The organism is Mucilaginibacter sp., assembly GCF_036568825.1.
Classification (GTDB): Bacteria; Bacteroidota; Bacteroidia; order Sphingobacteriales; family Sphingobacteriaceae; genus Mucilaginibacter.
The window spans coordinates 63,466-76,631 of the sequence record NZ_DATCRU010000063.1 but is presented as its reverse complement, the minus strand read 5'-3'; the positions used below and the strand labels follow the sequence as shown (position 1 = coordinate 76,631).

The 13,166-nt window shown below is 42.0% G+C and carries 10 protein-coding genes and 1 tRNA gene; 3 read left to right on the top strand and 8 right to left on the bottom strand.

Annotated elements, in window-relative coordinates:
* Positions 1-482: 482 nt before the first annotated feature.
* Together VIM89_RS13970 and mgtE are read right to left on the bottom strand one after the other, a co-directional pair.
* Positions 483-992: a hypothetical protein gene (locus VIM89_RS13970; RefSeq protein ID WP_488156782.1), complete on the bottom strand. Its 510-nt coding sequence runs from the start codon at positions 990-992 to the stop codon at positions 483-485.
* Positions 993-1,019: 27 nt separating this feature from the next.
* On the bottom strand, positions 1,020-2,453 hold the full coding sequence (gene mgtE / locus VIM89_RS13965) for a magnesium transporter (protein WP_488156781.1): 1,434 nt from the start codon (positions 2,451-2,453) through the stop codon (positions 1,020-1,022).
* A gap of 217 nt (positions 2,454-2,670) precedes the next feature.
* On the opposite strand from mgtE, the gene ychF reads away from it, so the two are divergent.
* Positions 2,671-3,774: a redox-regulated ATPase YchF gene (gene ychF, locus VIM89_RS13960; RefSeq protein ID WP_488156780.1), complete on the top strand. Its 1,104-nt coding sequence runs from the start codon at positions 2,671-2,673 to the stop codon at positions 3,772-3,774.
* Positions 3,775-3,950: 176 nt separating this feature from the next.
* Here the strand turns inward: ychF and VIM89_RS13955 are convergent, their stop codons facing one another.
* On the bottom strand, positions 3,951-6,404 hold the full coding sequence (locus VIM89_RS13955; protein WP_488156779.1) for a bifunctional glycoside hydrolase family 9 protein/polysaccharide deacetylase: 2,454 nt from the start codon (positions 6,402-6,404) through the stop codon (positions 3,951-3,953).
* Between the two features lie 193 nt (positions 6,405-6,597).
* On the opposite strand from VIM89_RS13955, the gene VIM89_RS13950 reads away from it, so the two are divergent.
* Positions 6,598-6,669: transfer RNA gene (locus VIM89_RS13950), tRNA-Arg, on the top strand.
* A 115-nt stretch (positions 6,670-6,784) separates the two neighbouring features.
* Entirely contained in the window at positions 6,785-7,309 is a 525-nt protein-coding gene (locus tag VIM89_RS13945) for a DinB family protein (RefSeq protein WP_488156778.1), read from the top strand.
* Positions 7,310-7,582: 273 nt separating this feature from the next.
* On the opposite strand, the gene VIM89_RS13940 is transcribed toward VIM89_RS13945, so the two are convergent.
* From VIM89_RS13940 to VIM89_RS13920, 5 genes are all read right to left on the bottom strand, one after another.
* Complete coding sequence (locus tag VIM89_RS13940) at positions 7,583-9,142, bottom strand: hypothetical protein (RefSeq protein ID WP_488156777.1); 1,560 nt, start codon at positions 9,140-9,142, stop codon at positions 7,583-7,585.
* A gap of 181 nt (positions 9,143-9,323) precedes the next feature.
* Positions 9,324-10,739, bottom strand: coding sequence for an MATE family efflux transporter (locus tag VIM89_RS13935; protein ID WP_488156776.1), 1,416 nt, complete (start codon positions 10,737-10,739; stop codon positions 9,324-9,326).
* 178 nt (positions 10,740-10,917) lie between these two features.
* Positions 10,918-11,724, bottom strand: a complete 807-nt coding sequence (locus VIM89_RS13930) for a helix-turn-helix domain-containing protein (RefSeq protein ID WP_488156775.1) — start codon at positions 11,722-11,724, stop codon at positions 10,918-10,920.
* Between the two features lie 24 nt (positions 11,725-11,748).
* Positions 11,749-12,561, bottom strand: a complete 813-nt coding sequence (locus VIM89_RS13925; RefSeq protein ID WP_488156774.1) for an oxidoreductase — start codon at positions 12,559-12,561, stop codon at positions 11,749-11,751.
* A 132-nt stretch (positions 12,562-12,693) separates the two neighbouring features.
* Positions 12,694-13,062 carry a winged helix-turn-helix transcriptional regulator gene (locus tag VIM89_RS13920; protein ID WP_488156773.1) on the bottom strand — a complete coding sequence of 123 codons (369 nt, stop codon included), beginning with the start codon at positions 13,060-13,062 and terminating at the stop codon, positions 12,694-12,696.
* Between the last annotated feature and the right edge of the window lie 104 nt (positions 13,063-13,166).

The window sequence follows — 13,166 nt, the reverse complement described above, 5'->3', positions numbered from 1 at the left end:
CGATCTTAAAACTACAAGGCAATGGAAAAATTACTACCAAAGAAATCGTAAAATTGTAAACGTATTGCAGGATAATTATTCACCTGTAAATCTATAACAGGATTATCTCAAAACCTGTAAACTTTTTTTAGGACGAGACAGTAGGTAGTCTTAGACTACAAGCATATTCATTCGAAGTCAGAGACTTCGAACAGCGCGGGCTAAGAACATGCATTGCGGGCACCAAAGCATGAGCCTCATGCGCATGGTGTAAAACACTGGCCATTACAACCCCCATCCTGGCGCAAGTATCCGGGTTGCCAAGCGTGCCAGGGTACTTGTGCCTTTCGGACCGGTAAGTTTCAAACAATCAACGGATTCTTCATTGTTTTTTTGCTCCCGTTCTAATTCCTGTCAGGTAAGATGGGCACAAGTACTCCAATCCCCTTTCCCTGCCCAGATACTTGCGCCAGGTTCAGGGGTGCTGAATTGGATAAGTTTAATCATTTAATTTCAAATTCACCGGAAGTTATTTTATAATTTATAGAATTCATTGTTTCGCTATATTTTAAAAGAAATTTAAATTTCTTCCAATAGCGTAGTTTGTCTTTTCCGATCCTATTGAAACGAAATTTAACCGATGTCGCTTCTCCGGGTTTCAATTTTATGATGCGGGGTGGAATAGAATAATAATTCTCATTATAATCACCTAGCCTCTCATCCCATTGATTATCGACCAGAATTTCAAGACCCAGTTCAAAATATTGCGTTTTTAAAGACTTATTTTGAATTGACACAGTAACGACATCATTATGCGAATAAATTGATCGTGTCGGCGTGACCTTGATATCTGGTTTTACAATGATGCTTTGGTTTGCGGCGGCTGGTAACGCCCACAAAAAAATGCAATACAAGATGTATCGGAATCGAGGATTATTGATCATCATTTCAATTTTCCCATATTTTGAAGTGTGATAGGTTAGATAAATATAGTCAAAATAATATTCTATCACACTCGATCTTGTAAGGTTCTTGTTATACTACGTAATCGGTCTAAGTCCATGCATTACAGGCACAAAAGTATGCGCCGCCGCATGCGCATGATGTAAAACACTGGCCATCACAACAGATGCGATACTAAAGTAGATGATCAATCCTGTAACGTCAACCAGCGTAGCTACAAACGGCGCAGATGATGTGGCAGGGTCGAAACCCAGCTTTTTTAACAGCAAAGGCAGCATAGATCCGGCTAACGATCCCCACAAAACAATGCCGACTAAGGTGCAACCTACAGTTGTGGCAACCATGAGCCAGTGCGGACCATATATTTTGCTGAATGGTACCCAGGCAATTATTCGTAAAAAGCCAATAACGCCAAGCGTAATGCCCAGCATCAAACCCGAAAGTATCTCGCGGCGCATAACACGCCACCAATCGGTTATAGTAACTTCACCCAGGGCCATCGCCTGGATGATCAATGTTGACGCCTGCGACCCACTATTACCACCACTCGACATGATCAGCGGAACAAAAAATGCAAGCTGAATGACTATAGATAGCTCGTCGCTGAAATATTGCATCGCACTGGATGTCAGCATCTCGCTGAAGAATAAAATAACAAGCCAACCGACTCTCTTTTTTACCAATCTGAATAAATTGATATCAAGATAAGGTTCATCCAAGGCCTCGGTACCCCCTATTTTCTGGATATCTTCGGTATACTCTTCGTTGGCTATCCAAAGGATATCGTCTACTGTAACTATGCCTAACAAAACATTTTCGTTATCGGTAACCGGTAAGGCCACGCGGTTATTCATCCTGAATATATTGATCGCTTCCTCCTGTGGGTCATTCACTTTTAAGGAAATGAGGCGGTTATCCATCAGCGTGCTTACTTTTGTATCGGGATCGGCCAATAATACTTCACGTATCCTGATGTCATCCAGCAACACGCCATCACTGTCGATCACATAGATCACATCGATGGTTTCTGAGCTTTTTCCGTACTTGCGGATGTGCATCAATACGCGCTCTACATTCCAGGATTTTTTTACCGCTATGTAATCGGGGGTCATCAACCGGCCCACGCTGTCTTCTTCATAACCCAGTAAGATCAATGCTTCCTTGCGGTCGGCAGGCGGAAGGTGCTGGATCAATACCTTTACCGTATCGCCGTGCAGCTCGGCAAACAAAGAGGTACGGTCGTCGGGCGGAAGCTCGTTGATCAATTCGGCAATTTTTGCCCCGGAAAGTTTTTTAAGGATACGCTCCTGTACAGGGAAATCAAGTATGCGGAACACATTAACCGCGCGGTTAACCGAAAGTATCTCAATAAACCGGGGGCCATAATCGGGAAGCTCACCTATCAGAATTTCAACATCCGATATGTTAAGGTTGTTTAAATATTCCTGAAGCGCTTTCTGGTCATTTTGCTCCAGCAATAGTTCGATTTGTTCAACCATTTCATCGATCATAATAAGGCCCTCTTTTTTACATTGGTTACTAATTTAATTTTTTGGGAGATGCTGCGCAAAAGTCGTTTATTTTTTCAAATTACCTAGCAGTTTTTTTTCTGTTATCTTTGCGCCTTTCAATTGAGTGGTTGATTGTGTTGAATGGTTGATTAAGTTAAAAAATCTCCTGATCAAAACCAATTAACCATTCGACATAATCAATATAATCAACTAGTACATGGGACTACAATGTGGTATAGTAGGTTTGCCAAACGTGGGTAAATCGACACTTTTTAATTGCTTATCAAACGCTAAGGCGCAGGCGGCTAACTTTCCGTTTTGTACGATAGAACCTAATGTGGGTGTAATTACCGTTCCGGATGAACGTTTGACTAAGCTGGTGGAAATAGTTGAACCTAAAAATACTGTTCCTAACGTCATTGAAATAGTTGACATTGCCGGATTGGTAAAAGGCGCAAGCAAGGGTGAAGGATTGGGCAACCAGTTTTTGGCTAATATCCGTGCTACCAATGCTATTATTCACGTTTTGCGTTGTTTTGATAATGATAATGTGATTCACGTAGATGGTTCTGTTGACCCTATCCGCGATAAAGAAATCATCGATACTGAATTGCAGTTAAAGGATCTTGACTCTATTGAAAAGAAGATCAACAAGATCGAAAAGATGGCTAAAACGGGCGGTGACAAGGAAGCAAAAAAGGCTTTTGATGTTTTGACCATCTACAGGAATCATTTACTGGAAGGAAAATCAGCACGCACCGCGCCTGTTGCTGAGGAAGATAAAGAATATATATCGGATATCTGGCTGCTTACAGCTAAGCCGGTAATGTACGTTTGTAATGTAGATGAAGCTTCCGTAAACACAGGCAATGCTTATGTGGAAAAAGTAAAAGCTGCTGTTAAAGAGGAAAACGCTGAAGTGCTGATCATTTCTGCACAAATCGAATCTGAAATATCACAGCTTGAGACTTATGAGGAACGCCAAATGTTTTTGGATGACCTGGGTTTGGCTGAATCAGGCGTAAATAAACTGATCAAAGCGGCTTATAAATTGCTGAACCTTGCCACTTATTTTACCGCCGGTGTACAGGAGGTCCGTGCATGGACCATCACGAAAGGTTTTACTGCTCCGCAGGCTGCCGGTGTGATTCATACCGATTTTGAAAAAGGTTTTATCCGTGCTGAAGTGATTAAATACGACGACTTTGTAAAATACAACGGCTCTGAAACTGCTATTAAAGATGCCGGTAAACTAGGCGTCGAAGGCAAAACTTATATTGTGCAGGATGGCGACATTATGCACTTCAGGTTTAATGTGTAAGAACTTCTAAACACTTTTTGTCATTTCGATGAGCAGCCAGGGCATGTGAGGTGGGGCGAAGAGAAATCTTTTACGTCATATATAACCGCTTTGCATGGCGTGTTTGCATGTTGTAGAAGATTTCTCACCCACACCCCCAACATAGCCTCACCCGTGGGTTCGAAATGACATGGTTTTTATCGGTTTTGACTCAACAACCCGTCTATCCTCACAAAAGAATACCCCTTTCCTTTTAACTCTTTTATCAGCTTAGGCAGGTAGTAATAGAACTTATCCTTTCTTCTCGGGTCTGTGCCGATATGAACAAGCAGGACAAAACCATCGAGCCCGTTGGTATTGCTTTGCTCATAGTTGATTATAGACTTATAAATGACCTCGCTGCTTACATATTTATCTCCCATTTCCGGATAAGTATAATCAGCATTGCTACGTGTGCCGGGGGTGAAATTGACTAATTGCAGCCCCATTCTGCTCGTCCAGTTCGCAATCGAATCGTTATGCCATTCATAAGGCGGTAAAAAGTAATGTGCTTGTTTTTTAGAGATACCAAACCTTGCCAGCTCGGCATATCCGTTACTCAAATCATTCACAAATTGTTTATGGCTTACCATTAGGCTATCCCTTTTATTCCAATCACAGTACAGCAAATGTTTATCTGAATGGCAGCCTAAATAATTACCATCGGCTTTTAATTGATTGATAATTGGCTTAAATAACCTGTTCCTGTAAAAATTTCCGGTAAGAAAAAATGAGCCATGAATTTTAGCTTGTTTTAATGCTTTTACGATGTAATTCCCCCCATCTCCAAACTCATCTCCGGTAAAAACCAGTGCAATCTTCTTAATTTGCCTGTCACCCCTGATGATCGCACCATGATCCTTAATGACCTTACTTTGATTCAGTGCCTCGTTCTCCCTTGCCGCCAGCAAATAGATCAGTGATGCTGTGCCATCCATAGTAGGTTCGTTTGTGCTATAATCTCCTGCATCATCATGATAAACTACCAGGTCGGATTGAAAATCAGCATATTTATCAGGCAGGAATAAGGTCAGCCCTTTCAGGCTTTTAAAAATGCTGCCGTATACCGGACCATCAACCAGCGCACCATCCAAAGGATAATGATATAATAAGTTTAACGATGAATGCGGATGAACCGGGGTATCCCCGCCCTGCGGCAGACCATATACCATACACTTTCCCCACGGGTTACAGCCAAATAGCCAGTCGAAACAAGCTTGTTCCAGTTCAGCATATTGTTGATCACCGCTTAATTTGCGGTACAGATAACATTGTATGGCGAATGATGTCGTAAGATTATTGGAGCACCAGATAAACGGTACGCCTCTGAAAAAGCCGTTTTTATTTGCCTTCCGCCAAACGCGTTCGATGCCTTCTTTATAGTAACTTATGAGTTCGGCTTTGTTTTTAGGGCCTGATTTTTTAGCAAGCTCATAATGCCCGAAATTATGGAAAGGGTACCATTGGTAATGCCGTGCGGTATCGGCCCCCATCCAGGGCGTTACTTTTTCCTCTTTGCTGTAAGTGAGCGACTGGTTTAAATATTTTGATTCACCAGTAAGTTGATATAGTGCTGCGGAGGCTAATTCCATATCATCAACCCAGTTATCTTCCTCGTAATAGTATGGGGCAGTGTTCGGAGCAGTTTGTGCTACTCCGGGTTTGTCTAATCCTAATTGGTAAGCCGACTCCGATTTTTCGGTCAGCAGTTTTGAAAACGAAGGGTCGCTTTTCTGATATTCCATTGCGCCTAATGCAAATGCGCTGGTAAACTTACCGGCAATAGAAGCCACTCCGGTGGTTTTATTTTTGTACTTACCTAAACCCTGGGGCGTACCGGACGCAAAATAAACCGGTCTGCCCTTTCCAGGTCCTACGCCATAATCAACCGAATCTTTATTGGGCAGGCGGAACCCGTGGTGATCACGGTCATCAGCCAGTTGGTCAAAAAGCCAGTCTTTACGCGGATGCATCTTTAGCAACCAGTCGAGTCCCCAGCGTGCTTCGTCTAATACATCGGCTACTTTGTTCGACCCATCCAAACCATTTGCAAGATGCTGATCTCCAAACACTGCAGGAAAATCCCGGTAAGCCGCTAACAAATGATAAGTTGCATTGGCTGATGTAGTAGCGTATTGCAGATAATCAGTTGCGTCGTGCCAACCACCCCAAACGTTGATGCGGGTAGTATCAGGCATTGGGCCATACATCGTATATCCGTCTGTAGTATGACATGAATCTTTCAGAAATGGATTAAACCCGCTTCTTTGCTGGCGCATGTAATTCAATCCAAAATCAGCGGAGCCTTTATAAACATCATCATCTATCCTGAATTGAGGAGAAACAGCTGAGCCGCATTTGATATAATAAGTTCCCGGCGTTTTTATGGCGCTGAAATTCAATCTTAATATATGTTTAAATGGCCCGTAGCTGCCATACGATTTCCCTACCGAGGCGTTAAAGATCACCTTACTTGTTTTTGCATCGATCAATTGAAAATCAGTGGGAGTAACATCACCTTTAGACACCCAAACTGCTACCTTGACCGCCTTTGTGGGATATCCTAATTGATTGATCCGCACCCATGAATCAGGTGTTTTATCAACTTTCATTGCGCTAAAAATCAACACAAAACAGCACAGAAGGATTGTAAAGCAGAGCGATTTTAATTTAGTAATAGCAAAGGCGGGACAATAATTTCTCATAAACAGGTTTTTGGGGATCGCAATTTAAAATATTTACCTGTTTGTGAAGAAAGAATGTAAACAGTGAGTTTAATCAATTTTGATATATTTGCAGCACATTGTTCCCGTAGTTCAATGGATAGAATGTCAGATTCCGGTTCTGATGATATGAGTTCGAATCTCGTCGGGAACACCTGGGAGCCATCCGCCAGTTAGCGAATGGCTTTTTTATTTGCCCAAAACTCTGCTGACATAGGGCTGTCATTACCGCTGCGTTACTTTGGTATAGAAATCAAAAACAACCCACAATGGAAAACAACGCAGCAAACCAACAAGACACTAACATCATCGACGGATTCACTTCTCCTGAGTCAATTTTAGAGCACTGGCAGGGTCACCGTCGCTTAACCCGTAAAGTAATTGAAGCTTTTCCTGAAAGGGAATTATTCGATCATTGCATCGGCGGCATGCGTCCTTTTGCCGAAATGATCAAAGAGATCATCGGCGTTGCCGATGCCGGCATGCAGGACCTTTTTACGAGTGCCGAAACACCCATAAATGAACTGAGCCATCATTCGGGTAAATCGTTCATGAACACAAAGGAAGATATATTGAATACCTGGGATGATGTCACTTATAAGATTGATTCCCTTTGGCCCCTGATACCCAGGCAACGTTTTCACGAAACCATGAAGGCATTTGGCACTTATGAAGGAATTACTTCTGATATCATTTTTTATTGGATAGATAACGAGATCCATCATCGTGCACAGGGCTATGTATACCTGCGGTCATTAGGTATTCAGCCCCCTGCATTCTGGGAGAGGTATTAATGATAACAGGGGTGACATCATCAAGTCAAAAGTTATAGCAGAACTAAAGGCAGGCATCGTGCGATACCTTCCTCTAAATTTAGAGGAAGGAGGAGGATGGAGTAAAAACGCAGGACAAGCATTTGCTGTAATGCATTGGCTTTAATATCGCTCGTATATTTACCCACCCGGTCATTGCTACGCTCGACCACCCTCCCTTTTGCAAGCAAAATGGAGGGGTAAATAATCGTCTTAATTTAAAGACGTTATTTTTGCACGTTGCTCCTGTTTCATTTATTCTTTTCGTACAATCTTGCTGTTTACTTCTATTTCATTTAGTAAACCTGCCGAGCTTACCGAGCTTGTAAAGCTCTTATTCGGATTAGTGCGGGATATTTTTTCCAGGTCGTCATCCGTTTGATTTAACTCTTTGATCAGGCTATTGATCTCTTTCAGATGCGAATTAAAGAACCGTGCCTTATTATTGTAGGAATCAATCTTATAGTTATTTGCCGTTGCAGTTGCCTGTTTGGAAGTATCGGCAGGCATATAACTGAAAGGCGATAAATTGCTCACGGTCGTTTCAATTGGCACAAGTGACGGTGATGCGTCTTTAGGATCCAGTGCTACCAGGTTAAGTCTTACCGGATCAGGATTGTAGCCCACCAGGCTTTTATATTCGTCCACTATTGCAGCTATGATCCTGTGCTGATCGGCGTAGGTTTGCTGTATGATCTGGTTTTTGACGTTATTTTTAAACCCATTAAATAACAATGAAGTGAGGTCATAAGCCTTTGTTCGCAAAACAGCATTCTGCACCGAAAAATAATTGCTCATCGTTTTATTTTTGGTATACATCACGCCCAGGTTAGTGCTGAATAATGCCGGATTTCCTCCCATTAATGACAGATCGAGCTCATTGCCGAAATTGTAAAACTGCCTGCCATAGATTTCAAGGTCATCAATACGTTCATAGGATGAAAGAAAATAAAGCCTGTACCGCTGGTATTCTTCGTCAGGGTTATTGATCTGTGCGTAGCAATTCTGCAAAAAGTCCTGCACCGCTTTATCATTAAACACCTGGTATATGGTAGCATTGGCAGATGGTTTCCACCGGATGAGTGAAAGCTTTGCTTTAAACTCCAGCTCAGCAGTATTATTTACGCGCAGGGAATCAAACATCTTTGCTACAAAATAGGCCAATTGCACATTAGCCATACCCCTATGCGCTGCATTCACCATACTGTAAAGACTGTCCTGTATGGTTAAATAATTCTCGCTATTATTCCAGAAGGAAGGTTCGAGGGGTGGCAACAATAAACGGTTGGTTTTGGTATCAACAAAAATGAATGTGCCAAGCGGATAAATATTTTGGAAATTATTTTCAAGCATGGACATGCTGCTCATCGACGTGGAATCCATCTTGAGCAGAAAATTGAGCACTTTGTTATGTTCCAGTTTGATGCTTAGGTTTTCCAACGATTCAAAGTTGGCGCTTTCTTTTTGGGGGATGACTATGGGTACATAAGTGATTGCGTCCTTATTTTTTTCGAGATCAGTGAAGTCTTTTTTTACGACAATCGAAGTCACATCTTCTGCATCCTGACCATAAAATGCGATGGTATCGCCTTTGCTGATTGAAACGTCTTTTATTCTTTCTTCACCGGCCTTGAGATTTACGAGTGGTTTCAATTTAAACTTGCCCGATTTTTTGGTAATCTTATAAAACACGGAAACGGCAGTTTTATCGGTGTTTTTGATCTTGAATTTAAAGCCGTCAGCTTTGGCCAGAAAGGGCAGCAATAAAAAACAAATAAATGCGGAAAGCTTTGATTTATATATAGATAATTTCATAGACAGGGGTATATTGTCCGGTCGACTACCGGATGAAAGTTTACTATCGAAACAACATATTTAACTAATGCGATGTTTTATAACGTTTAATTATAGGCCATTATTTTTTGTTACAATGGCGTTATTAAGTAACATTTTTGAGACAGATGATCTGACATTATATAAGAAGAAGGTGAAAGTTTTACACTTTCACCATCTTCCATCTCCCTCCTTTGAATAAGAAGAAACTGGCTATGGCCATACAGGTTTCGGCTATTGGGATGGCTAAAAATACCCCTGTTATGCCCATATTGAAATATTTGTCTAACAAATAAGCTAGTGGAACCTGTAACAGCCAGAAACCGAACAAGTTTACCCAGGTGGTTGTCCAGGTATCGCCGGCACCGTTGAAGGCGCTCATCATCACCATTCCTACACCATAAAAGATATAACCCACGCTCAGTATTTGCAGCGACCGGGTTGCTACCTGCCTCACTTGCTCATCGTTCGTAAAAAAAGCAGTCAGGTAAGTGGCTAGTAAATAGGTAATGACAGTTACGCTGGCCATATAGATCACATTGTATTTAACGGTCTTGAAAACCGAATCCTCTGCCCTGCCTAATTCCTTTGCACCGAGATTTTGCCCTACCAGCGTAGCCGCAGCGTTGCTCATACCCCAGGCAGGAAGCATGAAGAACAGCATTAATCTGATGGACGTTTGATATCCTGCCGAGCCATGATCTCCGCCTGTAGTTGCTACCAACTCAGCGAGGAATATCCAACTGCATGATCCGATCACAAATTGTAGTATCCCTGGAATGGCGATTTTCAGTATAGCCTTTATCTGCTCCCAATGCGGCTTTAAATAGGCCAGGCGTACTTTGATCAGATTTTTACCATTAAATAAATGATATAATTGATATACAACACCCGTTCCACGACCAATAGTTGTAGCAATAGCTGCCCCAGTTAGTCCGAAGCCTAATACATTGATAAACAAAGGGCACAGGATAATATTAGCAATATTCGCTATCCACAAACTGCGCATGGCTATCGCCGCATTACCTGCTCCCCTGAAGATACCGTTCACCAGGAACAGCATTACTATGATCAGGCTTTCGGCCATCATAATGCGGGTGTAGTTGGTACCCAACCGTGCTGTTTCAGCGGATGCTCCCATAATGGTAAGGATATTGCTGGCGAAATAAAATCCAACAATTCCGATTACCAGGTTGACCAGTATAGCCAGCGTTACCGTTTGCATACCTGCTTTAGCTGCCTCAACCGGATCCTTTTCGCCTATGCGACGGGCTACAATAGCGGTTGCTGCCATGCTCATGCCGACTGCAAGTGAATAAATAATTGTCAGGCAGGATTCTGTAAGCCCGACAGTCTGAATTGCATAACTGCTGTGTGGTAAATGCCCAACAAAGTATAGATCGACAAGGGCAAAAACAGACTCCATTGCCATCTCGAGCATCATCGGGATCGCCAGCAACAATACTGCGCGACGTATGCTTCCGCGCGTGAAATCGTGATTACCACCACGAAGCGATTCTTTTATAAGTGTAAATATTCTGGTTGACCTGCTAATAGCAGTCGTTTGATCTGTTGCCATGAAAAAGTAATTACAGGTTAAAAAAATGAAAATGTTCAGCGAGATGCTGAAAAAGAAAAACCGGAAGTGTTATCCCCTGATTTTAAATCGCATGGGGACTATTGCTATTTTCATGACGATTAGGATTGATAAACAAATATAGAGAAATCTGTTTGTCAAATCCAAGCTGTGTGAGAAATTAAATCATCGACGGCGCTACACCGTAGGCCTTTTTAAAGGAATAAGAAAAGTGCGAAAGATTTTCAAAACCAACATCGAGGTATACTTCTGATGGTTTACGCCCTTTTTTACTGATCTGGAAATAAGCCTCTTCCAAACGTTTTTGCTGCAGCCATTGTCCTGGCGAGGTTGAAAATATTTTTTGAAAATCCCGTTTGAAGCTAGCCAGGCTTCGGCCCGTTAATCTGGCAAACTGTTCTGTCGGGACATTGAACATATAATGCTTGTTCATATAAGCTTCCAGGTCGATCTTATAAGGCTCACTGAAATCGAACAGGAATTGTTTAAGTCCGGGATCATGTCGGAGCAATAGTTCCACCGCTTCTTTTGTTTTTAATTCAGCTAATGCCGGAGTCATTTGTTCCGGATGCTCAAAATAGGGCAGCAAAGAATCAAAATAACCTTTGATAAATGGATCGTGTGTCAGTAGCCGATTGTAATCTCCATTGTATTTCCCGGGTGGTTCTAACTTATGTTCGGCAGCATAATTGCGCAGAAAATCCTGGCTGAGAAATATGTTGATCGATCTGAATTCGCCGCCATTTTTGGGTGGTATCTTTACTGTTTTAAGTAACTGGTTACGATGGATCAAGCCAATGCTACCTTCGGCAATTACAGTGGTTTCCACACCTGTAAATACTTGTGAATCGCCAGATATCAAATACCCGAGGGCATGTTCAGGCACAAACTGCTCATTACCGCGTTGCTTTTTGTCGACACAGGAATAGAGCAGGTTGTTTAATTGAATATGGATTTTATCTTCCATTTTAGTGCTCATAAAGATAAATGATTACTTCAACTGACTCATCAGCATTTTATCGAATAAACGGTCAGGTAGTATCTTCCGCATAAATAAAGATATACCAGCCATATGGCCTCCTGCGTAACGTGTTTTGGGTTGCTTTGCATCGATGGCTTTGCGCACCAGGTCAACAATCACTCCTGGTTCTGCGCCTTTCCCTTCATTCTTTTTCATAGACCCGGTAAATTTTTGGATCAATGTTTTATAAACTGAATCACCAGAGTTCTTCATCAGGTTATCAATAGCTATACCGGCCCATTCTGATTTTATTCCCCCAGGTTCAATCACCACCACATCAATACCAAACTGCTTTACTTCATTACGGAGACTATCGCTTAAACCTTCAAGCGCAAATTTACTGGCATGATACCATCCGCCAAGCGGTGTGGTTATTTTACCACCGATTGATGAAATATTTAATATCCTTCCATAATGCTGTTTGCGCATATGGGGAAGTACCAGTTGAATCAGTCTTGCTGCTCCTAATACATTTACTTCTAGTTGATACCGGGCATCATTAATCGATACATTTTCTATCGCTCCATAGGAACCAAACCCAGCATTGTTAATTAACACGTCTATCCTCCCCTGCTCTTTGATTATCGTGTTCACGCCTTTAACCATAGAACTTTCGTCTGTTACGTCCATTGACAAAACTTTTACGCCCAGTTTTTCAATGTCGCTCATTTTATCAACCCTGCGTGCCGCGCCATATACAGTATGTCCGTCTTTCAATAATTCTTTAGCAAATTCCTTTCCCATTCCGGCCGAGGCACCAGTTATTAATATTACCTTTTTCATGTGCTCTTATGTTTGATCATGATACAAAGGTCAGCTGAAAATGGGAGGTGATGGTTTGCTGTAAGGCTCAAAGATGCTTTGGTGTAAGGCTCAAGAGAGTCTCAAGCATCTTGGCGGCTTTTTATGGTGATTTTATACTGTTTCTGCCACCGATCTTTCCTTCCTGATCTTCTCCCGGTGCATTATACCCCACTCACTTAATGCTGTCAATACGCTGCCGAGAGAATCGCTGTATTCGGTGAGCTCATACTCCACAACCACTGCGTTTTCCGTATAGATATTTCGTTTTACAAAGCCGTTCATTTCCAGCTCTTTCAACTCATGTGATAGTACTCTGGCCGATATGCCTGTTATGGTACGCTGCAATTCGTTAAAGCGTTTGTTACCGCTGCGCAGCGCTATCAGAATGCGCAGTTTCCATTTACCGCCGATGACATAAAGCGCATCACCTATCCCGGTTAATGCCCTTGTACACTCCTCTTTTGAATGAATTTGTTTCATAATTTCTACTCACTTCTCAGCCTAACTATACAAAAGGTTATTACTAACCTTTTGTATACTACTAACTTTTTATAAGCAAATGTACATAGTTTTGCTCATCAAAA

Excerpts from the sequence above, each read along its gene's own strand:
- VIM89_RS13935 (WP_488156776.1), bottom strand. The coding sequence starts at position 10,739 with ATGGCAACAGATCAAACGACTGCTATTAGCAGGTCAACCAGAATATTT.
- VIM89_RS13925 (WP_488156774.1), bottom strand. The coding sequence starts at position 12,561 with ATGAAAAAGGTAATATTAATAACTGGTGCCTCGGCCGGAATGGGAAAG.
- VIM89_RS13945 (WP_488156778.1), top strand. The coding sequence starts at position 6,785 with ATGGAAAACAACGCAGCAAACCAACAAGACACTAACATCATCGACGGA.
- VIM89_RS13940 (WP_488156777.1), bottom strand. The coding sequence starts at position 9,142 with ATGAAATTATCTATATATAAATCAAAGCTTTCCGCATTTATTTGTTTT.
- mgtE (WP_488156781.1), bottom strand. The coding sequence starts at position 2,453 with ATGATCGATGAAATGGTTGAACAAATCGAACTATTGCTGGAGCAAAAT.
- ychF (WP_488156780.1), top strand. The coding sequence starts at position 2,671 with ATGGGACTACAATGTGGTATAGTAGGTTTGCCAAACGTGGGTAAATCG.
- VIM89_RS13930 (WP_488156775.1), bottom strand. The coding sequence starts at position 11,724 with ATGGAAGATAAAATCCATATTCAATTAAACAACCTGCTCTATTCCTGT.
- VIM89_RS13920 (WP_488156773.1), bottom strand. The coding sequence starts at position 13,062 with ATGAAACAAATTCATTCAAAAGAGGAGTGTACAAGGGCATTAACCGGG.
- VIM89_RS13955 (WP_488156779.1), bottom strand. The coding sequence starts at position 6,404 with ATGAAAGTTGATAAAACACCTGATTCATGGGTGCGGATCAATCAATTA.